This is a genomic window from Streptomyces sp. NPDC020747, from assembly GCF_044334695.1.
Classification (GTDB): Bacteria; Actinomycetota; Actinomycetes; order Streptomycetales; family Streptomycetaceae; genus Streptomyces.
Genome location: NZ_JBIRTJ010000006.1, coordinates 143,401 through 163,357 on the forward strand (window position 1 = coordinate 143,401; position 19,957 = coordinate 163,357).

Here is a 19,957-nt window from a genome sequence, read left to right on the forward strand (position 1 = left end):
TCCTCTCGGGAGGCGCGGGCCCGGAACGGGTGGGAGCGCTCCCACCACACCGCGCACCCCCATGGAAGAGATCCAGCGTGGACACGTCAAGAAGTCGTGCGGTATTCGGGACACTTGAGGTCCCGAACACCGCCCACGACCGACTACTTGCTGAGCTTCTGGAACCTCCGCACCGCGAGCGGGACGAAGAGCAGTGTGAGGACCAGCGGCCAGGCGGCCGACATCAGCAGGGCGTGCTGCTCGACCCACGAGTCGCCGCTGCCCACCGGTGTGCCGAACAGTTCGCGGGTGGCCGCGGCCGTCGACGAGATCGGGTTCCAGGCCGCCACGAAGCCGAGCCAGTCCGGCATGAGCTGCGGGGCGACGAAGATGCTGGAGATCATCGTCAGCGGGAACGCGACCGCGAACAGACCGCCCGCCGCCTCCGGGTTGGGCACGAGCAGCCCGAGCCACACCCCGAGCCAGATCAGCGCGAACCGCAGCCACACCAGCAGCGCGAAGGCCCCCAGGAAGCCGAAGCCCCAGTCCGGCCGCCAGCCCATGGCGACGGCGGTGAGCATCAGGATCGTCAACTCGGCGCAGGCGACGATGAGATCGGTGACCCCGCGCCCGGCGACGACCGCGGACGGCGCCATCGGCATGGAGCGGAACCGGTCGATGACGCCCTTGGTGGAGTCGTACACGACGAGCGTCGCGGTGTTGATGAACCCGAAGGCCATCGTCATCACGAACATGCCCGGCATCAGGAAGTCCCGGTAGTCACCGCCGCCGGGCACCTTCATCGCGCTGCCGAAGACATACCCGTACAACAGCACGGACAGGATCGGGAAGCCCAACTGCCAGGCGATGTTGATCGGTTGGCGCTGGTAGTGGGTGAGCCCGCGCCGGACGACGTTCCAGCAGTCGGCAAGGGCCCAGTACGCGCGGCCGTGGTCGCTCTGCGGGGCCGGGTCGGGGGTGGCCTTCGCGGCCGGGTCGGGGGTGACCTGTGCGGCCGGATCGAGGGTGGTCACGCCGCCGCCTCCTTCTCTTTCAGCACGTCTTTCTCGTCAGGCACGTCCTTCTCTCTCGACACGTCCGTCTCGTTCGACGCGCCAGTCTTGTTCGACGCGGCCGTGCGGTGGCCGGTCAGGCGCAGGAACACGTCGTCGAGGCTCGGCCTGCGCAGGCCGATGTCCTCCACGCGCACGCCCTCGTCCTGGAGGGTGCGGGCCACCTCGGTGAGGGCCGCGACCCGGTCGGTGACGGGCGCGTGGACCCTCAACTCGGTCTCGTCCGACTCCGGTTCACCGTCCGAGACGCGGGCGACGACCTTCACCGCCCGTGCGATGTCGGCGCGCTCGGCGACGACGACCTCGATCCGGTCGCCGCCCACCGTGCTCTTCAGCCCGTCCGGGGTGTCGTCGGCGATGGACCGTCCCTGGTCGATCACGGTGATGTGCGAGGCGAGCTTGTCGGCCTCCTCCAGATACTGCGTGGTCAGCAGCACGGTGGTGCCGCCGGTCACCAACGCCCGTACGGAGTCCCAGACTTCACCCCGGCCGCGCGGGTCGAGGCCGGTCGTCGGCTCGTCCAGGAACAGCACGCGCGGGGTGAGGATCATCGACGCGGCGAGGTCGAGCCGCCGTCGCATGCCGCCGCTGTACTTCCCGACTCCCTTGTCCGCGGCGTCGGTCAGGTCGAACTGCTCCAGCAGCTCGCCCGCCCGCAGCCGCGCCCGGCGCCCGCCCAGGTGGAACAGCCGCCCGAACATCTCCAGGTTCTGCCGGCCGGTGAGCACCTCGTCCACCGCGGCGTACTGGCCGGTGAGCCCGATCCGGGCCCGCACCTCCCGCGGCTGCCGGGCGACATCCAGGCCCGCCACCTGGGCACTTCCCCCGTCCAGCTTCACCAGCGTGGAGAGGATGCGGACGGCGGTCGTCTTCCCCGCGCCGTTCGGCCCGAGCAGGCCGTGCACCGTGCCCTCCCGCACGGCCAGGTCGAAGCCGTCGAGCGCCCGCTTCTCCCCGTACCTCTTCTCAAGCCCCTCGGCCCTCACCGCGTAACCGCTCACAGCACTCCCCCATCCCTGAAACCCATTCCTGGACCCATCCACCGAACTGAGTACACCGTACCCTTTTGAGAGTACAGCGTACCCAGTTCTGGCCCAAGGGATTATTCTGAGGTCCATGACAAGCGGTTCGGGCGGTACGGAGACCAGCGGGAGCGGAGACATCGTCCGCACCCTCCACCTGCTGTGGGACACGGGCCCCCGGCCCAGCCGCGGACCCAAGCCGGGCCTCACGCTCGACCGGATCGTGGAAGCGGCGGTCCGGATCGCGGACACGGAAGGCCTGGAGGCCGTCTCGATGCGCCGGCTCTCCACGGAGCTCGGCACCGGCACGATGTCCCTCTACCGGTACGTTCCCGGCAAGGGCGAGCTGCTCGACCTGATGCTGGACCGCGTGCAGCGCACGGGCGACGACACGTCGGTCTTCGGCGACAACTGGCGCTCGGCCCTGGAGTTGGTCGGCCGCGAGAGCCTCGCCCTCTACCAGCGCCACCCGTGGCTGCTGATGGTCAACCAGTCCCGCCCGGTCCTCGGCCCCAGCGCCATCGACGGCATGGAGAAGGTGATCTCCCGCATCAAGCCCATGGGCCTGAGCGACCCGGAGCTGGTCTCGGTGGTCATCATGATCGACTCGTACGTCATCGGCGCCGCCCGCTCCCAGCTGTACACCCAGGAAGCGGAGCGCAGGACCGGCCTGACGGACGCGGAGTTCTGGGCCGCGCAGGCCCCGGTCCTGGAAAAGGTCATGACCAGCGGCCGCTACCCCGTGATGGCCACACTCTCCGAGGAGGCCTTCGGCCCGGACTTCGACCACTTCGACTTCGGCCTGCAGCGCATCCTGGACGGGCTGGAGACACTGGTCGAGCGCAGAGGTGGCCGCTAGTTACGTACTTCGCGGGTGGCTTCGGGTGGAGTGATGGTCCGTGCCGGACCTGAGATCGACCTGCCGGACCTGCTGTTCGAGGTGCACTCCTGGACCGGCCACCTCGACGCCTTCGTCCACCTCGGCGACGGCACCACCCGCATGAAGGACCTGGCCACCTCCCTCCACCGCGGCGAACGCGAAGCTGACCGAGGCCCGGGCCCAGGTGCCCATCGTGCAGTTCTGGGGCAACGGGCGGACATGCGCCGGGGCTGGACGAGGACGAGACCGGCTGGGAGTGAGTCGGGGCCGTCGCTGCCTGCGTTTCTATGAGCCGTCGCCCGGTCGTTCAGAGGAGGGCGCCGCCGGAGACCTCGATTCGCTCGGCGGTGACCCAGCGCAGGCCCTCCGAGGCCAGCGTGGCGATGGCGTCGCCGATCTCCTCAGGTTCGCCGACGCGGCCGAGCGCGATCTGTCCGGCGAGAACCTGGCGCATCTCGGCGTTGTCCCGCATCGCTCCACCGTTGAAGTCGGTGGCGGTCGGTCCCGGGGCGATGGAGTTGACCCGGATGCCGCGCGGGCCGAGTTCCGCGGCGAGGGTGCGGCTCAGGGCTTCGACGGCGGCCTTCGAGGCGGAGTAGACCGAGGTGGCGGGGCTGGTGTGGCGGGTCAGTGACGTCGAGACGTTGATGACGCGGCCGCCCTGGGTCAGCAGCGGCACAAGTGACTGGATGAGGAAGAACGTGCCCCGGAGGTTGGTGCCCATCACCGTGTCGAAGTCGTCGATCGTGACGTCCTCCAGCGGTCCGAAGACCCCCACTCCCGCGTTGTTGACCAGGATGTCGAGCCGCGAGGTACCCCAGCGCTCCAGCTGCTCGCTCAGTTCGGAGGTGAAGGACGCGAAAGAGGAGACGTCGCTGATGTCGAGCCGGAGAACAGCGGCAGTCCCACCCACCTCCTGCACCTGTTGCACCGTCTTCTCGGCCCCGGCCTCATCACCGCGGTGGGTGACCACGACCCGCACCCCGCGTGTGGCGAGGGCGATGGCCGTGCTGCGTCCGAGGCCGCGATTCGCACCGGTCACCAGGGCGATCTTGTCGATCGTCATGAACTGTTCCTCCACCGCGCGGCTACCGGAATTCACCCGGGCACCACAAATAGGATGCGAGTCACTTGACTCGCCTTACTCTCGTACCGTAAGCAGGACCGCCGAGACGAGTCAAGTGACTCGCCTCGGGCCTGCGGCATACTGTCCGCATGGCAGCAGAACTCTCCGCACACCACCGCAGAGTCGCTCAGCAGAAACGCGAGGCGATCACCACCGCAGCCACAGAACTGTTCCTGGACCGTGGCTACGACGGCACCTCACTGGCCCGGATCGCCGAAGTGGCCGGGGTCTCGAAGTCCACCCTGTTCAAGCGGTTCCCCACCAAGGCGGCCCTCTTCGAGGCCATCGTCACCGAGTCCTGGCAGCGTGACGCCGGCGACGGTGCCGCCCAGCCACAGACCGGAGATCTGCGCTCCGGACTGACGACCATCGGCCACCGCTATGCCGACCTGGTCGGCCGGCCCGGCATGACAGCCCTGTTCCGGATCGTCATCGCCGAACTGCCTCGTTTCCCCGAACTGGGACGGATGCAGTTCGAGCTCGGCAAACTGCCCTACTTCACCTCTGTTCAGCACTACTTGGAATCCGAGCACGAGGCGGGCAACGCTGATGTCCCGGACGCGGCGAGCGCCGCGAACCAGTTCCTCGGCATGATCGCCAACTACGTCCTGTGGCCCCGCATGCTGCTGACCGACTGGAACCCCGCAGCCTCCGACATCCACGGCGCCGTCGAACAGGCCGTCCAGACCATGCTCGCCAGATACGCCCCGACCCACCGGCCCGACCCGAAGCCGGAACGTTGAAACTGGCCCGGTCGCCTTCGAGGAGGCCGTCGCCCCCTGAGCTGCCGGTCACCCAGCAGGACTTCGCTGCCCGACCTGGTCTTGGGGCTGTCTGACACTGGCGGAAACTCAGGTGGCCTCGGCGCACGATCTGGTTAGAGTCGGGCGGTGCCCGAGCTGAAGCGGCTGCATATCAGCCACGCCCCGGCGGTCCTGGCCTTCGAGCTGGCGAACCGCAGCTATTTCGCCGCCTCGGTCTCCGACCGTGGTGACGACTTCTTCGACCAGTTCACCGACCGGTACAACGCCGTGCTGGCCGAGCACGAGACCGGCAGCTGTGCCTTCTACGTGCTCGTCGCCGAGGACGGCTCGGTACTCGGCAGGTTCAACCTGTACGACCTGGCGGACGGGACTGCCAGACTCGGCTACCGGGTCGCGGAGCGGGTCACCGGCCGCGGCCTGGCGACCACGACCGTCCGGGAGCTGTGCCGGACGGCGACCGCGATACACGGCCTGTGCACACTGCGGGCGGCCACCTCCCACGACAACGCCGCGTCCCGGAAAGTCTTGACCAGGGCCGGTTTCGTCCCGGTCGGCCCTGCCACCCCGGCCGACCTCGGCGGCAGGTCGGGCACCTGGTACCAGCGCGACCTCCAGCCATAGACCTTGATCCTGCACAGACCTTGATCCTGCTCGTGGGCCTGCTACGTGCCGGCCGTCGCCTGCTCACCTGAAGTCGCCACCGGCGCAGGGGAGTTCCGCGCGGACACCCTGGCCGCGAAGGTGCCCGAACAGGCCTGACAGAAGCTGTCGGCCGGGGCCGGTGCCAAGGGGCACCGCTCAGGGTACGAGGGTGATCTTGCCGACCGTCGTGCGGCCGGAGGACTCTGCCAGCTCCATGGCCTCGGCGACCTCGGTCAGTGGGAAGCGGGCGGCGATCTTCGCGGTGAGCCGGCCGTCGCGCAGCAGGCCGAAGACCTGCGCGAGGTCGGTGCGCATCCGGGCCCGGAACGCCTCGCGCTTGGCCGACTCCGGCTTGCCGGAGCCTGCCCAGATGTCGTAGAAGCTCGCGTGCCTGCCGGTGGGCAGGTAGTTCCAGAACGCCAGCTTGGCCAGCAGCGGCAGGAAGTCGAGGATCACGGGCTTGGTGTCGTCGAGCGCGGCCGCGATGCTGTACGAGACCAGCGTGCCGGTGCGGTTGAGCAGCCGGTAGGAGAGGGTGACACTCGCGCCGCCGAGGTGGTCGAACACCGCGTCCACCCCGTCGGGGGCCAGTTCCCGGACGCGGGCGGCCAGGTCGGGGTCCCGGTAGTCGACCGGCTCCACGCCCAGGGCGCGCAGCGCCTCGTGATGACGCGGGTGGGCCGTGCCGATCACGCGGGCACCGGTGTCCCGGGCGAGCTGCACCAGGACCGAGCCCACGCCGCCGGCGGCGCCCGTGACGAGGACCGTCTGCCCGGCCTGCACCTTCGCGCTGCGGTGGAGCATCTGATACGCGGTCAGCCCGTTGACGATCAGCGTCTCCGCCTCGTCGGCGCCGATCCCGTCGGGCACCTCCACCAGGTCGGCGGCGGTCAGCACGACGGCGCTGCTCCAGCCGCCGGTCTTGGTCAGTGCGGCCACCCGTCGGCCGAGCAGCGCGCGGTCCACTCCGGGGCCGACGGCCTCGACGACGCCCACGAGGTCGTAGCCGGGCACGAACGGGAACGCCGGCTGGCCGAAGTAGCGGCCCCGGCGCATCGCGCTCTCGGCGAAGGACACGGCAGTCGACTCGACGCGGACCAGGGCCTGACCGGCGGCGGGCGCCGACAGTTCGCGCTGGACCAGTCGCAGACCGGACGGGTCCACCTTGCCGGGCAGCAGCACCTCGGTGGCGGTCACGGTAGCGGTCACGGTGGCCTCGTTGGTGACACTCGTCTCGATCATGATCCGACTCCCTCAGAGTTTCGCGACTGCCCGTCGCTCCGTTAATGGTCGTAACTATGCACCTGACTGTCAGCCTGCGTTAACGGATAACTCAAAGCGGGGTGGCGCGGATCAAGGCCGCCGTCACGGCCCAGGTGCTCGAAGCCGCCTCCAGGCGGGCCATGCGTTACTGCTCGTAGCATGCTGTTGGATCCGTAAGTATTAGAACGATCCGTTACGATGCGACGATGACCAACGAAACGCGGGCGGTAAGCAGGCGCGAGCGGCTACGGGCCGAGTTGCTCCAGGAGATCGAGGACACGTCGTTCGCGATCATCGACGCGGACGGCGTACAGGCGTTGTCGATCGCGGCGCTGGCCCGGAGCATGGCGATGTCCGCGCCGGCGCTCTACCGCTACTTCCCGTCGCGGGACGCACTGGTGGCGCACCTGGAAACCGCGTCCTACCAGCAACTCGCGGCGGCGATGAGCCAGGCCGTGGAGGGCAGCAGGAAGGCGCCGCGCACCCAGCTGCGGCAGGTGGTCACCGCGTACCGTGACTGGGCGCTGCGCTACCGGCGCCGCTACGGAATGCTGTTCGGCGAGCGGGCCGGCGCCCTGCCCGGCAAGGCCACCACGCAGACTCCGCTGGATCAGGCGATGGCGATGCTCGTGGACATGCTGGTGGCCCTCCAGGACACCGCCTCGGCCGACAGCACCAGCGGCGACCGCACCCTGGACGGGCAGTTGCGGCGGTGGGCCCGCTCGCAGGAGCGGCCGGACACCCCACCGGGTGTGGCCCGCGCCGCCATCCTGATCTGGACGCGGGTCCACGGGATCGTGAGCCTCGAACTCACCGGCGTGTTCGACAACCAGGCGGTCGAGGCGCAGCGGCTGATCGACCTGGAGATCGACAGCGCCGTCCAGTCCATGCGGCCGACCACCCCCTGAACAGCCGGCGGTCCGCCGCGTGAGGCGCGAGGTGGGGGGCGCGCGTGGGACGTGAGGCGTGGGGCGGGCGTGAGGCGTAGGCCGTGGGCCACGGCGAACCGCCAGCCGTCGTCGAACACCCCCGCCGGCGGCGCCCTCAGTCGCGCCGCAGCAACCGCTTGAGCCCGTAGATGACGGCCAGGGCGACCACCAGGGCAACCGCCCCCATCTTGATGTCGGCGTTCATCCCGTCACCGCCGCTGCCCCCGTCGGCCGAACTGCCTTCCCCGGAAGGGGACTTGCCGTCTCCGCCGCCCCCGCCCGGCACGTTCCCCGGTTCGACCGAACTGCCGGAGCCCTCGCTCCCGTACAGCAGGGTGGAGCCGTCGGGGGTGTACGCCATGGACTCGCCCTGGCCCTGGAGGGGCACGCTCAGTCGGCCCTCCTTCTTCACCTTCCCGCCGTTCCAGTCGTACGCGAGGCCGCCGAAGTAGCCGCGTACGGCGAGCTGCTTGCCGTCGGGGGAGAAGGCGCCGTCGGTGACCCAGAGGTCGATGGGGGCGGTGCGTTTGAAGGTGTTGGTGCCGGAGGGGGAGAGCTTGGCGGGCCCCTCGTACAGGCCTCCGCCGTCCTCGTTCTTCGAGACGATGTAGACGCGCCCGGTCTTCGGGTGGACCATCAGCGCCTCGGCGTCCCGCGCCCCGTCGGCGTACTTCACGTCGTACTGCGTGGCGCGGACGCTCTGGTTCTTGAGCTGTTTCGGCTCGGGCAGTTCGTAGATCCAGACGTGGTCCCAGGTGCCGCCGAGGTTGTCGCCGATGTCGCCGACGTAGAGGTGGCCGTTCGGGCCCATGGAGATGGCCTCGACGTCGCGGGGGCGGCCGACGCCCGTCATGGTGACCGTGGCGACGGTCTCGCCGGTCTTGCTGTCGACGGCGTAGAGGAAGGCCCCGTCGTCGCTGTCGTTGTGGGTCCAGTAGACGCCCGGGTGGGCGCGGGAGGCGACGAGCCCGCTGGACTCGGTGATCCGGGGATCCTTGATCGTGAACCCGTCCGCCCCCTCCGAACCGGCGCTGTCGGCGGCAACGGCGGGCGCGACGAGCACCCCGGCGAGGAGGGCCCCGAAAAGGAACGCAAGCGAGCGACGCATGCCCCAAGACTGCCATCCCCGCCACCGGTTCAGCGGGCGTGTCCAGCCTCACACCCTGCCTCTCACACAGATCGTCCATGATGAGCGGATGCTCAGGTTCATGCCCGTCGGCGATTCCATGACCATCGGAAGCGCGGGTGAACACACCTGGCGTTACCGGATGTGGCAGCACCTGCGTGCGACGTACGGCGGCCCCTTCAAGATCGTCGGCCCCCGCGAGACGCTCTACGACAAGGCCACGGAGAACGCCGACTCCTACGAGTACGCCGATCAGGACTTCCCCCGCGCCCATCTGGCGGGGTGGGGCGAGGGCTGGCACCACCTGACCCCGCTGATCGCGGACGCGGTCCGCAAGTCCCGCGCGGACGTCCTCCTCGTCTCCCTCGGACTGATCGACCTGGGCTTCTACACGAACGCGGCCCAGACGGCGGAGAACGCCCGCACCTTCATCGCCGAGGCCCGCTCGGCGAACCCCCGCGTGGCGATGGTCGTCCTCCCGGTGATCCCGAACACCAGGGCGGAGACGGACGCGCCCTTCGCCCGCGAGGTCGGCCTCTTCAACGAACTCCTCGCGAAGTCGGTCGCGGATCTGGACGAGCCCGCGTCCCCCCTCCTCCTGGCCTCGATCCCGCCCTCGTACGACGTCAACGACGACACGTACGACGGCACCCACCCCAACGCCTCCGGCGAACACAAACTGGCGGCCGCCTTCGCCGAGGCGATGCACCAGGCGTGGGACGTGGGCGAGCTGTACGAGGCCGAAAGCGGCTGACCGAATCCCGGCGTGCCTTGGTCACCGTGCGTATCGTTGTACTGCGCGGCTGTACTCGTCCGAGGAGCGGCCGGGGAGGAGCGCCACGATGACCGTCCTGGAAGACAGGATCGAGATGGCCGACAAGAACGTCGATCGCCTGGACCAGTGGTTCGCGCGACTTGAGCGGATGCCCGTCCCCGAGGGAATCAAGGTCGAGATCGTCGGGGGTAACGTCTTCATGACGCCGCAGCGAAGCGTCCACTGGCACGTCATCCGGAGGGTCATCCGGGCGTTGGAGGACAGGTTCGGCATGGACGTCGAGGCATTGTCCGACGTACGGATCGACTTCCCCGGTCACGAGAACGGCTTCTGCCCCGACGTGGTCAAGATGCGTGACGGCGCTACGGATGGCCTCGAAGGCCGCTGGCGTCACGAGGATGTCGAATTCGTCGCCGAGGTCATCTCGAAGGGAACGGCCCAGAACGACTACGGCCCCAAGAAGGCCGCCTACGCACTCGCTGAGGTCCCCGTCTACCTCATCGCCGACCCATACCAGGGCAAGTGCCACCTCTTCACGCAGCCCAAGGACGGGGAGTACGTCATCGAAACCTCCGTCGGCTTCGGCGCGGACGTCGACATGACAGGCACGGTCATCGACCTCACCCTCAGGACGGCCGAGTTCCCCCGGGACTGACCACCCCTGAACGCGATCCGCCCCGCTCAACCCGTACTTGGTCTGCCGCCGCAGCGCTTCCACCACGTCGGCGATTGCCCTCGCTGGTACTCGTAGGGCCGGCAGGCGGTCGGGAAGAGCGGTCGAGCAGCCGTCCTCGCCGCGTGCCGCAGCTCGCTCTGCGGCACGCGGGCCTCCGTTCGTACGGGCCGGCATCAGGCCCCGGACAGTGCCTCCGTCGGGGCTAGACGAGACGCCCGTACGGCGGGGTACAGGCCTGCCAGGGCGCCGATGGCCAGCGTGGCGAGCAGGCCGCCCGCCATCGCCCAGGGCGGGACTACCGCCGGCCAGCCCTGCGAGACGGCGTACGCGGTGGTGACGGCCACCCCGATGACGACTCCGGCGATCCCGCCGAGGCCTGCCAACAGCTGTGATTCCGCGAGGAATTGGGTGCGGATGTCGCCGCGCCGTGCGCCGAGGGCGCGGCGCAGGCCGATTTCGGCGCGGCGTTCCAGGACGGAGATGACCATGGTGTTGGCCACGCCGACCCCGCCGACGAGGAGCGCGACGCCGCCGAGGCCGAGCATCAGGCCGGTGAAGGCCTTGTCGGTGGCGCCCTTGGCGGCGAGAGCGTCCGAGGGACGGCTGACGGTCACTTCGGTGGGTGCCTCGGGGTTGACGGTGGCGGCGAGGACGTCGCGTACGGCCGTGACCCCACTGTCTGCGGTGCGGACGTAGAGCGTCGTCGGGTGTCCGTCGAAGTCCAGGTACCGCTTGGCGGCGTCCCAGCCGACGAGCGCGCTGTCGTTCAGTTCCGGTGCCAGTTCCGCCTCGTCGAGGATGCCGACCACGCTGAACCACTGGCCACCGAGCCAGACCCGGGTGTCGGCGCCGACCTCCCCGATGCCCAGGCGGTCGGCGGCGCCGGAGCCGAGCACGACGGCCGGGTACTTGGCGGTGGCGGGGTTGAGCCAGTCGCCGCGGGCGAGTGTGCCGCCGACGGTGTCCAGGAGGTCGATGCGGGCGGCCTTGACGTTGATGCTGCCGGTCTCGACGGCCGGGATGCGGTCGTTGCGGTAGACGTACGCCTTCACCTTGCCGGTGCCGGTCGCGGACTCGACCGGGGCGATGCGGCCCGCCATGTCGATGGAGCGCTCGGGAAGTTTGGCCTCGCCGCCGGTGAAGGTCTGGCCGGGGGTCGCGGTGAGGAGGTTGGTGCCCAGGCGGTCGAGGGTGCGCTGCAGTTCGGCGTGGCTGGAGGTGGAGATGCCGACCACGCCGATCATCGCCGCGATGCCGATGGCGATGCCGAGAGCGGACAGGAAGACCCGCAGCGGGCGGGCGCGCAGTCCGGAAGCGCCGACGCGAACGATGTCGCGGGTGCTCATGCGGGGGACCTTCAGCACGCGGGCACCGCCTGAGAGCCGGGCCGGGCGTCGGGCCGGGCGTCCTGGGTGGAGTCCTGCGCGGAATCGTGCACGATGCGACCGTCGCGTACGTGGACCTGGCGGGGCAGCGAGGCCGCGATCTCCCGGTCATGGGTGATGATCACGACGGTGGTGCCGTCGGCGTTCAGGGCGCGCAGCAGGTCCATCACGATGATGCCGGAGTGGGAGTCCAGGGCGCCGGTCGGCTCGTCCGCGAGGAGCAGGCTCGGCCCGACGACCAGAGCGCGGGCGATCGCGACGCGCTGCTTCTCCCCGCCGGACAGCTCGTGCGGCCGGTGATACACGCGGTGGCCGAGGCCGACGCGCTCCAGGGCGGTGTGGGCCGCGCGGCGGCGTTCGGTGAGCGGGATGCCCGCGTACAGCAGGCCCTCGGCGACGTTGTCGATGGCCCGTATGCCCGCGGTGAGGTGGAAGTGCTGGAAGATGAAGCCGATGCTGAGCGCGCGCAGCGCGGACAGCTCCCGGTCGCCCAGGGCGGCGATGTCGTGGCCCTCGACGGTGACCGTGCCGCTGCTGGGCCGGTCCAGGCTGCCGATCATGTTGAGCAGGGTCGACTTGCCCGACCCGGAGGGCCCGACGATGGCGACCAGCTCGCCGCGGCGGATGTCGAGCGAGACGCCGTCGAGGGCGGTGACGCCGCCGGCGTACGAGCGGGTGATGTGGTCGAGGCGTACGACGTTGTGGTTCATTGCGGCACCCCGACCTTGTCGCCCGCCTTCAGGCCGGCGCCGGTGATCTCGACCCGGCCGTTCGCGAACATGCCGGTCTCCACCGCGACCGTGCTGCTGACGGAGCCCTTGACGACCTGGACGCCGTAGCCGCCCTCCGACAGCGCGAGGAGCGCGGAGATGGGCACGGTCAGCACGTTCTTCTTCTCTTCGGAGGTGATCTCCACATCGACGGGTGCGCCGTCGTAGCTGCCGAGCTTGCCCTTGTCCTTCTTGTCGATCCGGACGGTGACCTTGATGACGGTCTTGCCGTCGTCCTCTCCCGGAGCACCGTCACCGCCTTCGGTGCTGGCGACCTTGCCGACGGAGGAGACCGTTCCGGCCGCGCGTGCACCGTCGGGCAGGACGACGGTGACCTTGTCTCCGCGGCGGACGAGCTTCTGCTTCTTCGCGTCGAGCTCGACGACGACCAGCCGGCCGGTGCCGGTGTACGTCAGCACGGGTGAGCCGGGCTGGAGGATCTGGCCCTTCCGTACCTCGTGGCCGGTGACGCGTATCTTGCCCTCGGCGACGATCAGGTCCCCGGGCTTGACCGTGCCCGTCTGTGGTACCCCGAGGCGCTTCTGCCAGCGCTTGACGGCCGCCGCGGTCTTGTCGGAGTACTCCTCGTCGGCGGTGAAGCCGGTGTAACCGAAGGCGGCCAGGGCCCGTTCCACCTCGGCGACGTCGGGGCCCTTCGTGCCGGCGCGCAGTTCGCGGTAGAGGGGGGTGTCACCGTAGATCAGGGGGATGGGCCGCCCGTCGGCCTTGAGCGCGTTCTGGCCCTGCGCGACGGTGGCGCCGGACTTCGGCAGCCAGGTCACCGTGCCCGACGCGCCGCTCAGCAGGGGTTGCTTGTCGCCGTAGCCGAGGCTGCCGGTGACGGTGTCCTGCTGGGCGAGGTCGGAGCGGGTCGCCGGGGTGGTCGCCGGCGGCAGGCCGCTGCCCTTCTCGGACTTCTCGCCGCCGCTGCCGCCGCCGAAGCCGTACGCCGCCATGCCGGCGGTGCCCAGGACGACCGCGAGAGCGATCAGTACGGCGGTGGTGCGGGCTCGGCGGCGACGCGGTGGGGCGTGCTGCGGGCCGTCCGGAGACCTGTCCGCCGAGACCCCTGACGGGTCCTCTGCCGGGCCTCCCTGAGGGGAAACCTGGTGTGTCCGGAGCGTCGCGTCGTCTGCGGTTTCGGGCGTGTGCGTCATCTCGGTCCCGCCCGTCACTTCTTGGACGCGGGGTTGACGTCCTTGCACTTCTCCGCGGCCGCCTGCAGCTTGTCCATGTTCTTCATGGCGTCCTCGTTGAGCGGCAGGCCTCCCGTCTCCGGGTCGGGGTCCGGGGCGTCATAGCCGTTGGCCCGCAGGCACTTGACGTACTTCCGCGCCTGTTCGAGCCTCTTCGCGTCGGGCTTCTGCCCGGATTGCATGTCCTGCGCGGTGGGCGCGAAATCCTTGCACGCCGCGAGCGCGGCCTCCACCTCCTCGGGCGACGCGGTCTGCTCGAGCGGGTCCTCGCCGGCCTTCCCGCTCACCGGTGCCACGCCCCGCTCGGCCAGGCAGGCGTTGTACTTCTTGGTCCTCTCGGCAGCCGTGAGCTGCTGCCCGTTCTCCTTCTTGCCGCCGCCGGCCGACGCGATGTCGTCGTTCCCGCCGGTGCTGCCCCCGCAGGCGGCCAGACTCAGGCTCAGCAGCGGTACGGCGGCCAGCAGCCCCCAGTTGGTGCGCGAAATAGTACGCATGTGCTCGGCAGTCCCTTCTGTGCCGGGTCTCTCCCGGCGTCGGGGACCAGTAGAGGCGGGGCCCGGTCTCCCCTCCGTAACCGCAGGCGGTTACGTCCTGGTTATCCCGGCCTCTGGCACTCTGGGGCTCATGAGAGTGCTGATCGCCGAGGACGAGCGGATGCTGGCCGACGCCGTCGCCGAGGGGCTGCGCGAGGAGGCGTTCGCCGTCGACGTCGTGCACGACGGGGACTCGGCTCTGGAACGCCTCTCCGTGAACGAGTACGACGTGCTCCTCCTGGACCGCGATCTGCCCGTCGTGCACGGCGACGAGGTATGCCGGGCCGTCGTCGAATCCGGCGGCCGGACCCGCATCCTCATGGTCACCGCCGCCTCCGATGTGCCCTCCCGCATCGAGGGGCTCGCCATCGGCGCCGACGACTACCTCACCAAACCCTTCGCCTTCGAGGAGCTCGTCGCCCGCGTCCACGCCCTGGCCCGCCGCGCCCAGCACGCGGGCCCGCCCAGCTACGAACGGGCCGGCCTGCGGGTGGAGACGGCCCGCCGCGAGGTCTACCGCGACGGCCACTACGTATCTCTCGCACGCAAGGAATTCGCCGTCCTGCTCGAACTGCTGCGGGCGGACGGCGCAGTGGTCTCGGCCGAGGAACTCCTGGAGCGGGCCTGGGACGAGCACATCGACCCGTTCACCAACGTCGTCCGCGTGACCGTGATGAAGCTGCGCAGGAAACTCGGGGAGCCGCAGGTCATCCAGACCGTCCCGGGCTCGGGGTACCAGATCCCGTGAGGCTCACCCCGAGGCTGCCGCGCCTCCCCATCCGCGTCCGGCTCACGCTCCTGTACGGCGCCCTGTTCATGGCCTGCGGGGTGATCCTGCTCGGCGTGACCTACCTGCTGCTCGATGCGGGGCTGGCCGACCGGTTCAAAGGCGTGGACCTGCAGATCACCAAAGAGGGCGAGTTCACCGTTGTGCCCGGATCCGCCTCCACGGACCTCCCGCAGAAGGTCGCCGGCGGAATGGCCCGCAGTGCCGAACTGCGCGAGCTCCGGGAGCGCTTCCACGCCGCGGCCCTGCAGTCCCTGCTCCGCCAGGGCGCCCTCGCTCTGGGTGTGCTCACCGTCGTCGCCACGCTGTTCGGCTATCTGATGGCCGGCCGTGTGCTGCGTCCCCTCAACCGCATCTCCGAGACCGCGCAGCGCATCACCTCCCGCGGCGATCTCAGTAAGCGGCTGGCTTTCACCGGCCCCCGCGACGAGGTGACCCGGCTCGCCGACACCTTCGACTCGATGATGGGACGCCTGGAGAAGTCCTTCCTGGACCAGCAGCGATTCATCGCGGACGCCTCCCACGAACTGCGCACGCCCCTCGCCATCAACCGGACCCTCATCGAAGTGGCCCTGCGCCGCAAGACCGCGACCGAGGACACCAAGCGCCTCGGCACCTCATTGCTCACCGTCAACGAACGTAACGAACGCTTGATCAACGGCCTCCTCGCGCTGGCCAAGGGCGAGACGGAGGTCGCCGACCGCACACCCGTCGACCTTGCCGAACTCGCCGGTCACGCCGCTGAGGTGCACCAGTCACAGGCAGCCGAAACGGGCATCGGCCTTCGGCTCGACACCAAGCCCGTCACCACCTCGGGCAACGCCGTGATGCTGGAACGCATCATCCACAACCTGCTTGAGAACGCCGTCCGCTACAACGAGCCGAACGGCTGGGTCCACCTCACCACCCGCACCGCCCCGGACGGCGCCGCGACCCTCACGGTCGAGAACACCGGCCCCGTGGTCGCCGGCCAGGACATCGAGGCGCTGTTCCAGCCTTTCCGCCGCCTGGGAGCGGACCGTACCGACTCCGAGCGGGGCTCGGGCCTCGGTCTGGCGATCGTACGAGCCATAGCGAGCTCCCACGGCGGCGATGTGACCGCGGTCCCCCGGGAGCGCGGCGGGCTGATGGTCACCATCTCCCTCCCACGGTGAGGGTCCCCCGCGCGCAGGCCGTTCCTCCAGCTCGGCTGCACCCGACCAGCCCTCTTGACCTCAACCAAACTTGAGCTCCTACGGTCGGCACATGACCACACAGCAGCTCACCCCGTACCCCCGTCAGCAGCTCGCCGCCCAGCCCATCGGCTACTGGACGGGCGCCGCCTACCGTGAGGTGGTGGGCCGGATCCGCAAGGAGCTGGCGACGGAGTCGCTCACCCAGCCCCACTGGTGGATCCTCAACCACGTCGCCGCGTCCCCGGCCCACTGGACCCGCCCCGAACTCGCCGCCAAGCTCACCCGCTACGACGACCAGGGCACCGACTTCACCGAGGTCTTCGACGACCTGGCGAACCGCGGCTGGACGACTGAGGACACCACAGGCACCCTCACCCTCACGGAAGCGGGAGAGGCCGGCCGCATCCGCGCCAAGGAGCGCAACCTCAGGGCCCACGAGCAGACACACGCCGGGATCACCGAGGAGGAGTACGTGGCCACGCTCGACGTCCTGCGCCGAGTGATCGCGAACCTGGGCGGGGACAGCGACCTGCCGAATTAGGTTCCACAGCCTCGTCTTCCGCCCCCGCAGCCGTCACACCTGTGTCCGCCCCACCATCAGCACGACCTCATGAGGCCTTGCCCTTCAGCATGTCCTCCACCTGGGCCTGCGTGTACGCGCCGCCGCCGGTCGCCTTGGCTCGCAGCGCGGTCGCGAGGTCGGCGAAGTCGATGGCGAGGGCCTTGGCGTCCGCGTCGGTGGCCGTGTCGGCGAGGGACTGTGTCCACCAGTGGTCGAGGAACGCCTCGAAGGCGGACCCTTCCGAGAGGGTCGCCAGTTCGGTGTCGAGGTCCGACAGCCGGTCGGGGCGGAGGGCCGCGCGGATCCCCTCAAGGTTGCGCGAAACCACGGGCCCGGTGAAGCCGACGGCCTCGCGGGCCTCCTGAAGGATCTCGCTCCATGCCGCCATGTCCCTGCTCCTCTCCGACGCCGCCTTCCGGGCCGCGGCAGCGGCGTATGACGCGTTACGCACCGGCGGCACACTCCTGAACACGCGTCCCCCACTCTTCGGAGAGCGGCTGGAAAGTCGCCTCGAACGCGGCGGCCGTACGGCAGCGGAGGCAGTGGGTTTCGTCGTAGCGGGGGCGGAAGACGTGTTCGTTGCCGGGGCCCGGGCAGGTCACCAGGCCCCGCCGGGCCGGGGCCGCGGCCCACTCGGGCGGCGGAGCAGGAGCCACCTGGCACCTCGCCGCCGGAAGCTTCTCGATCAGGCGGTGCCGCAGGAACCCGACCGCCGAACGGACACCGCCCGCCGGAAGGCCGCTCGTCAGGGCCCGGCGGAGGTCCGGCACCGAGACACCCCGCCGCAGCCACTCCGCCGCCGCGTCGGCCAGGAGACGCGCCTCCCGTACGCCGAGGAGCAGATCCCGGTGCGCGTGGCGCAGGGACAGCAACACCCCTTGCGCCTCGGCGAGTTCGGGGGCGGTGCCGGGCGCAGGGGCGGGGACGGACTCTGGCTCTGGGGCGGACTCTGGCTCTGGCCCCTCGCCGATGGCCGCAATGGCCTCAGTGGCCGCTTCGTCGGCGTCCGGGGTTCGGTCTTCGGGTGGTGGGTGGGGAAGGTTCTTCTCTCCCAGGTCTTCTGTCCTGGGAGAGTCACCGACCGTCCGCTCCCCCGGCCCGCCGACCGTCGGAGGACGCTCACTCGGTACGTCCGCGTCAGCCCCTCCCCCACGGGCCCGGGTCGCCTCTTCACGCGTGAGGGTGACATTGGTGAGGAGTTGTTCCGTGACCCAGCGGCCCCGCGCACCCTGCTCACGCCACTCGTGCAAGTACCCGCAGTCGGTGAGGAGTTGCTTGGCTTTCTGGTAAGCCCGGCCCTTCAGCCCCAGCCTGGCCGCGTGTTCGCTGAGCGGCTTGGGGGCGGTGGACTCGGCCTCGGGCAGTCCCTGTACGTACAGCAGCAGCACTTTCGCGTCACTGTTGAGCCGCGAGTGCCGTACGACGTCGTGCGAAGCCTTCGTGTAGCGCCGAACCGGCGCGATAGCATGCCGAAGCATCCCTGGTGGACCTCTATTCCACTCGGTGGTGAAGGTCCTCGGATTGGTGTTCCCGCACCGCCGGGGACCGCTCCGTGTGCGGATGTACACAGAGTGTGATGTCGCGGTCACCGTACAACACGGATCAAGCGGCTCACCACTTCATGCAGCAACCCCGCCTCCACGAACGGCACTTCGGGCGTCGGCTCCGACCTCCACTCCAGCGGCCAGGTCAGCCCACCCAACGCGGGCACCCCGACGTACGCCCAACCCTGCGCGTCCCTCCCCAGGGCACGCGCCCCGGCGGGCCAGCGGTGGCCGGTGGCACTTTGCGGGGGCAACAGGAAGTACATGTACCGGTGCCCCGTCACCTCCCGGACGATCGGGCCCGCCCGAAAGTCCGTGAACTGCATGAGTTCGTACGCGACTTGCTCTGCGAGTACGCCCGCGACGCGTACGGCGTCGAAGTGGATGCCGGCGTGCCGGAGGCCGTGGCCGGAGACGGGGATCCAGGCGTGGACGGTGGCGGGGGGAGTTTTCCGGTTCATGGAGCAAATGCTTATGGGCGGTCACATACTGTGACCAGGGTTACGCAAGGTCCGTGCACCTCTGTGCACTTGGGGAGGTCGCTGTGCACTCCAGTGAACGCGGGTCGGAGTCCTTCGGTGTGCTGTTGCGGTTCCACCGCGAACGGGCCGGGATGACACAGGAAGGGCTCGGCGGTCACGTCGGGTATTTCAAGTCGCAGGTGGCCATGGTGGAGCGCGGCGAGCGACCGCCCAAGGGCAAGCTGGTCGAGACCGCGGACCAGGTGCTGGGTGCACAAGGTGCACTACTGGTGCTGGCGGAGAAGGAGTTCGGGGACAGCGGCCTCCGGCCCTGGACCGAGGACTATCTGGCGGAGGAGAAGAAGGCCTCCGCTCTGCACGTGTACCAGAACCATCTGATTCCAGGTTCGCTCCAGACCGAGGCATACGCACGGGCTGTCTACACCTGCAATCGCTACCCGACTCTGGACGACGACGAAGTCGAGAGGCGGGTCGCGTCCCGACTGGAACGGCAGCAGCTCTTTGAGCGCAAGCCCTCGCCGAGCGTCAGCTACGTCCTCGAACAGAGCACACTCACGCGGCCGTTGGGCGGTCCGGTGACGCTCAAGGAGCAACTGCACCACGTCCTCGCCATTGGCCGACTCCGCCATGTCGAGGTGCAGGTCATGCCGCACGACCGGCATACCCATGCCGGACTGAACGGTCCCATGATCCTGCTGGAGACAACCGAGCGTCTCCAGCTCGCCTACCTCGAAGGGCACCGCGGCGGCTTCTTCGTAAGCCAACAGCCCGACCTGGGGGACCTGTTCGGCAAATATGGCATTCTGCGGGCACAGGCCCTCACTCCCGAGGAGTCCGCGAAGCTGATCGAAGAGGTGGCGCGGGAGCTATGACCACGGATCTCAACTGGTTCAAGAGCAGTTACAGCGGCAGCGAGGGCGAATGCGTAGAGCTTGCTGTGCAGTGGACCAAGAGCAGCCACAGCGGCGACCAGGGTGAATGCGTCGAAATAGCCATAGCCGAGACCAGCCCCACCGATCCCGCCACCATCCACATCCGCGACTCCAAAATCGCCACCCCCACCGCCCCCACCCTCAAGGTCGCCCCCAAAACCTGGCTCACCTTCCTCGGTCTCCTCGCGGAGCGGTGACGTGAGGTGACGTAGGTGAGTCGGGCGCACTCTAGGTCGCCCGTCCAGGTCGGACCCGGCCTCGCCGGAACTTCCATCCGGACGAGGTATCCCGCCCTGGTTTCCGCACGTCGTACCGCCTCTCGCGTGATGCTGAGCA

General features: G+C 69.5%; 23 protein-coding genes and 1 pseudogene. 12 read left to right on the top strand and 12 right to left on the bottom strand.

Going from position 1 to position 19,957, the window contains the following annotated elements:
* Positions 1-143: 143 nt before the first annotated feature.
* Both ACH4YP_RS18040 and ACH4YP_RS18045 read right to left on the bottom strand, forming a co-directional pair.
* A complete protein-coding gene (locus ACH4YP_RS18040; RefSeq protein WP_398491140.1) occupies positions 144-1,013 on the bottom strand; it encodes an ABC transporter permease in 870 nt (289 codons plus the stop codon).
* Positions 1,010-2,053, bottom strand: coding sequence for an ATP-binding cassette domain-containing protein (locus ACH4YP_RS18045; protein WP_398491141.1), 1,044 nt, complete (start codon positions 2,051-2,053; stop codon positions 1,010-1,012). The genes ACH4YP_RS18040 and ACH4YP_RS18045 overlap by 4 nt, the downstream gene beginning before the upstream one ends.
* Before the next feature lie 115 nt (positions 2,054-2,168).
* On the opposite strand from ACH4YP_RS18045, the gene ACH4YP_RS18050 reads away from it, so the two are divergent.
* Positions 2,169-2,933: a TetR/AcrR family transcriptional regulator gene (locus tag ACH4YP_RS18050; RefSeq protein ID WP_361050763.1), complete on the top strand. Its 765-nt coding sequence runs from the start codon at positions 2,169-2,171 to the stop codon at positions 2,931-2,933.
* 48 nt (positions 2,934-2,981) lie between these two features.
* A pseudogene (locus tag ACH4YP_RS18055) lies at positions 2,982-3,168 on the top strand (hypothetical protein); the annotation flags it as partial.
* Between the two features lie 93 nt (positions 3,169-3,261).
* On the opposite strand, the gene ACH4YP_RS18060 reads toward ACH4YP_RS18055, so the two are convergent.
* Positions 3,262-4,020 (bottom strand): SDR family oxidoreductase, encoded by a 759-nt coding sequence (locus ACH4YP_RS18060; RefSeq protein WP_361057761.1) that lies wholly within the window; start codon positions 4,018-4,020, stop codon positions 3,262-3,264.
* Positions 4,021-4,169: 149 nt separating this feature from the next.
* Here ACH4YP_RS18060 and ACH4YP_RS18065 point away from each other — a divergent pair, with 149 nt between their 5' ends.
* Together ACH4YP_RS18065 and ACH4YP_RS18070 are read left to right on the top strand one after the other, a co-directional pair.
* Positions 4,170-4,823 (top strand): TetR/AcrR family transcriptional regulator, encoded by a 654-nt coding sequence (locus ACH4YP_RS18065; protein ID WP_398491142.1) that lies wholly within the window; start codon positions 4,170-4,172, stop codon positions 4,821-4,823.
* Between the two features lie 147 nt (positions 4,824-4,970).
* Entirely contained in the window at positions 4,971-5,465 is a 495-nt protein-coding gene (locus tag ACH4YP_RS18070) for a GNAT family N-acetyltransferase (RefSeq protein WP_398491143.1), read from the top strand.
* A gap of 177 nt (positions 5,466-5,642) precedes the next feature.
* Here ACH4YP_RS18070 and ACH4YP_RS18075 read toward each other — a convergent pair whose 3' ends face one another.
* On the bottom strand, positions 5,643-6,728 hold the full coding sequence (locus tag ACH4YP_RS18075) for a medium chain dehydrogenase/reductase family protein (RefSeq protein ID WP_398491144.1): 1,086 nt from the start codon (positions 6,726-6,728) through the stop codon (positions 5,643-5,645).
* A 227-nt stretch (positions 6,729-6,955) separates the two neighbouring features.
* Here ACH4YP_RS18075 and ACH4YP_RS18080 point away from each other — a divergent pair, with 227 nt between their 5' ends.
* The gene (locus ACH4YP_RS18080; RefSeq protein ID WP_398491145.1) at positions 6,956-7,657 is read left to right on the top strand and encodes a TetR/AcrR family transcriptional regulator; all 702 of its coding nucleotides are present in this window, start codon (positions 6,956-6,958) and stop codon (positions 7,655-7,657) included.
* A gap of 136 nt (positions 7,658-7,793) precedes the next feature.
* Here the strand turns inward: ACH4YP_RS18080 and ACH4YP_RS18085 are convergent, their stop codons facing one another.
* Complete coding sequence (locus tag ACH4YP_RS18085) at positions 7,794-8,786, bottom strand: WD40 repeat domain-containing protein (RefSeq protein WP_398491146.1); 993 nt, start codon at positions 8,784-8,786, stop codon at positions 7,794-7,796.
* 88 nt (positions 8,787-8,874) lie between these two features.
* On the opposite strand from ACH4YP_RS18085, the gene ACH4YP_RS18090 reads away from it, so the two are divergent.
* Together ACH4YP_RS18090 and ACH4YP_RS18095 are read left to right on the top strand one after the other, a co-directional pair.
* Complete coding sequence (locus ACH4YP_RS18090) at positions 8,875-9,558, top strand: SGNH/GDSL hydrolase family protein (protein ID WP_361057772.1); 684 nt, start codon at positions 8,875-8,877, stop codon at positions 9,556-9,558.
* Between the two features lie 88 nt (positions 9,559-9,646).
* A complete protein-coding gene (locus ACH4YP_RS18095) occupies positions 9,647-10,234 on the top strand; it encodes a Uma2 family endonuclease (RefSeq protein ID WP_398491147.1) in 588 nt (195 codons plus the stop codon).
* A gap of 194 nt (positions 10,235-10,428) precedes the next feature.
* On the opposite strand, the gene ACH4YP_RS18100 is transcribed toward ACH4YP_RS18095, so the two are convergent.
* From ACH4YP_RS18100 to ACH4YP_RS18115, 4 genes are read right to left on the bottom strand one after another with little or no spacing between them, the layout of a single operon-like run.
* Complete coding sequence (locus tag ACH4YP_RS18100) at positions 10,429-11,601, bottom strand: ABC transporter permease (RefSeq protein ID WP_398491148.1); 1,173 nt, start codon at positions 11,599-11,601, stop codon at positions 10,429-10,431.
* 11 nt (positions 11,602-11,612) lie between these two features.
* Positions 11,613-12,350 carry an ABC transporter ATP-binding protein gene (locus ACH4YP_RS18105; protein WP_398491149.1) on the bottom strand — a complete coding sequence of 246 codons (738 nt, stop codon included), beginning with the start codon at positions 12,348-12,350 and terminating at the stop codon, positions 11,613-11,615.
* Positions 12,347-13,567 carry an efflux RND transporter periplasmic adaptor subunit gene (locus ACH4YP_RS18110; RefSeq protein ID WP_398491150.1) on the bottom strand — a complete coding sequence of 407 codons (1,221 nt, stop codon included), beginning with the start codon at positions 13,565-13,567 and terminating at the stop codon, positions 12,347-12,349. The genes ACH4YP_RS18105 and ACH4YP_RS18110 overlap by 4 nt, the downstream gene beginning before the upstream one ends.
* A 14-nt stretch (positions 13,568-13,581) precedes the next feature.
* Positions 13,582-14,100 carry a hypothetical protein gene (locus tag ACH4YP_RS18115; protein WP_398491151.1) on the bottom strand — a complete coding sequence of 173 codons (519 nt, stop codon included), beginning with the start codon at positions 14,098-14,100 and terminating at the stop codon, positions 13,582-13,584.
* Between the two features lie 130 nt (positions 14,101-14,230).
* Here ACH4YP_RS18115 and ACH4YP_RS18120 point away from each other — a divergent pair, with 130 nt between their 5' ends.
* From ACH4YP_RS18120 to ACH4YP_RS18130, 3 genes are all read left to right on the top strand, one after another.
* Entirely contained in the window at positions 14,231-14,887 is a 657-nt protein-coding gene (locus ACH4YP_RS18120) for a response regulator transcription factor (protein WP_361057784.1), read from the top strand.
* The gene (locus ACH4YP_RS18125) at positions 14,884-16,080 is read left to right on the top strand and encodes a sensor histidine kinase (RefSeq protein ID WP_398491152.1); all 1,197 of its coding nucleotides are present in this window, start codon (positions 14,884-14,886) and stop codon (positions 16,078-16,080) included. The genes ACH4YP_RS18120 and ACH4YP_RS18125 overlap by 4 nt, the downstream gene beginning before the upstream one ends.
* A gap of 91 nt (positions 16,081-16,171) precedes the next feature.
* Positions 16,172-16,642 (top strand): MarR family transcriptional regulator, encoded by a 471-nt coding sequence (locus tag ACH4YP_RS18130; protein ID WP_398491153.1) that lies wholly within the window; start codon positions 16,172-16,174, stop codon positions 16,640-16,642.
* Between the two features lie 67 nt (positions 16,643-16,709).
* Here the strand turns inward: ACH4YP_RS18130 and ACH4YP_RS18135 are convergent, their stop codons facing one another.
* From ACH4YP_RS18135 to ACH4YP_RS18145, 3 genes are all read right to left on the bottom strand, one after another.
* Complete coding sequence (locus ACH4YP_RS18135; protein ID WP_361057790.1) at positions 16,710-17,051, bottom strand: hypothetical protein; 342 nt, start codon at positions 17,049-17,051, stop codon at positions 16,710-16,712.
* Between the two features lie 55 nt (positions 17,052-17,106).
* Positions 17,107-18,141, bottom strand: a complete 1,035-nt coding sequence (locus tag ACH4YP_RS18140; RefSeq protein ID WP_398491154.1) for a hypothetical protein — start codon at positions 18,139-18,141, stop codon at positions 17,107-17,109.
* Between the two features lie 107 nt (positions 18,142-18,248).
* A complete protein-coding gene (locus tag ACH4YP_RS18145; protein WP_398491155.1) occupies positions 18,249-18,668 on the bottom strand; it encodes a hypothetical protein in 420 nt (139 codons plus the stop codon).
* A gap of 83 nt (positions 18,669-18,751) precedes the next feature.
* On the opposite strand from ACH4YP_RS18145, the gene ACH4YP_RS18150 reads away from it, so the two are divergent.
* Positions 18,752-19,561, top strand: coding sequence for a helix-turn-helix transcriptional regulator (locus ACH4YP_RS18150; protein ID WP_361057800.1), 810 nt, complete (start codon positions 18,752-18,754; stop codon positions 19,559-19,561).
* A complete protein-coding gene (locus ACH4YP_RS18155) occupies positions 19,558-19,818 on the top strand; it encodes a DUF397 domain-containing protein (protein ID WP_361057802.1) in 261 nt (86 codons plus the stop codon). The genes ACH4YP_RS18150 and ACH4YP_RS18155 overlap by 4 nt, the downstream gene beginning before the upstream one ends.
* Positions 19,819-19,957 lie beyond the last annotated feature (139 nt).

Bases quoted from the DNA above. Each gene is read 5' to 3' on its own strand.
- ACH4YP_RS18050 (WP_361050763.1), top strand. From the start codon at position 2,169: ATGACAAGCGGTTCGGGCGGTACGGAGACCAGCGGGAGCGGAGACATC.
- ACH4YP_RS18060 (WP_361057761.1), bottom strand. From the start codon at position 4,020: ATGACGATCGACAAGATCGCCCTGGTGACCGGTGCGAATCGCGGCCTC.
- ACH4YP_RS18065 (WP_398491142.1), top strand. From the start codon at position 4,170: ATGGCAGCAGAACTCTCCGCACACCACCGCAGAGTCGCTCAGCAGAAA.
- ACH4YP_RS18075 (WP_398491144.1), bottom strand. From the start codon at position 6,728: ATGATCGAGACGAGTGTCACCAACGAGGCCACCGTGACCGCTACCGTG.
- ACH4YP_RS18080 (WP_398491145.1), top strand. From the start codon at position 6,956: ATGACCAACGAAACGCGGGCGGTAAGCAGGCGCGAGCGGCTACGGGCC.
- ACH4YP_RS18085 (WP_398491146.1), bottom strand. From the start codon at position 8,786: ATGCGTCGCTCGCTTGCGTTCCTTTTCGGGGCCCTCCTCGCCGGGGTG.
- ACH4YP_RS18090 (WP_361057772.1), top strand. From the start codon at position 8,875: ATGCTCAGGTTCATGCCCGTCGGCGATTCCATGACCATCGGAAGCGCG.
- ACH4YP_RS18095 (WP_398491147.1), top strand. From the start codon at position 9,647: ATGACCGTCCTGGAAGACAGGATCGAGATGGCCGACAAGAACGTCGAT.
- ACH4YP_RS18100 (WP_398491148.1), bottom strand. From the start codon at position 11,601: ATGAGCACCCGCGACATCGTTCGCGTCGGCGCTTCCGGACTGCGCGCC.
- ACH4YP_RS18105 (WP_398491149.1), bottom strand. From the start codon at position 12,350: ATGAACCACAACGTCGTACGCCTCGACCACATCACCCGCTCGTACGCC.
- ACH4YP_RS18110 (WP_398491150.1), bottom strand. From the start codon at position 13,567: ATGACGCACACGCCCGAAACCGCAGACGACGCGACGCTCCGGACACAC.
- ACH4YP_RS18115 (WP_398491151.1), bottom strand. From the start codon at position 14,100: ATGCGTACTATTTCGCGCACCAACTGGGGGCTGCTGGCCGCCGTACCG.
- ACH4YP_RS18120 (WP_361057784.1), top strand. From the start codon at position 14,231: ATGAGAGTGCTGATCGCCGAGGACGAGCGGATGCTGGCCGACGCCGTC.
- ACH4YP_RS18130 (WP_398491153.1), top strand. From the start codon at position 16,172: ATGACCACACAGCAGCTCACCCCGTACCCCCGTCAGCAGCTCGCCGCC.
- ACH4YP_RS18135 (WP_361057790.1), bottom strand. From the start codon at position 17,051: ATGGCGGCATGGAGCGAGATCCTTCAGGAGGCCCGCGAGGCCGTCGGC.
- ACH4YP_RS18140 (WP_398491154.1), bottom strand. From the start codon at position 18,141: ATGCTTCGGCATGCTATCGCGCCGGTTCGGCGCTACACGAAGGCTTCG.
- ACH4YP_RS18145 (WP_398491155.1), bottom strand. From the start codon at position 18,668: ATGAACCGGAAAACTCCCCCCGCCACCGTCCACGCCTGGATCCCCGTC.
- ACH4YP_RS18155 (WP_361057802.1), top strand. From the start codon at position 19,558: ATGACCACGGATCTCAACTGGTTCAAGAGCAGTTACAGCGGCAGCGAG.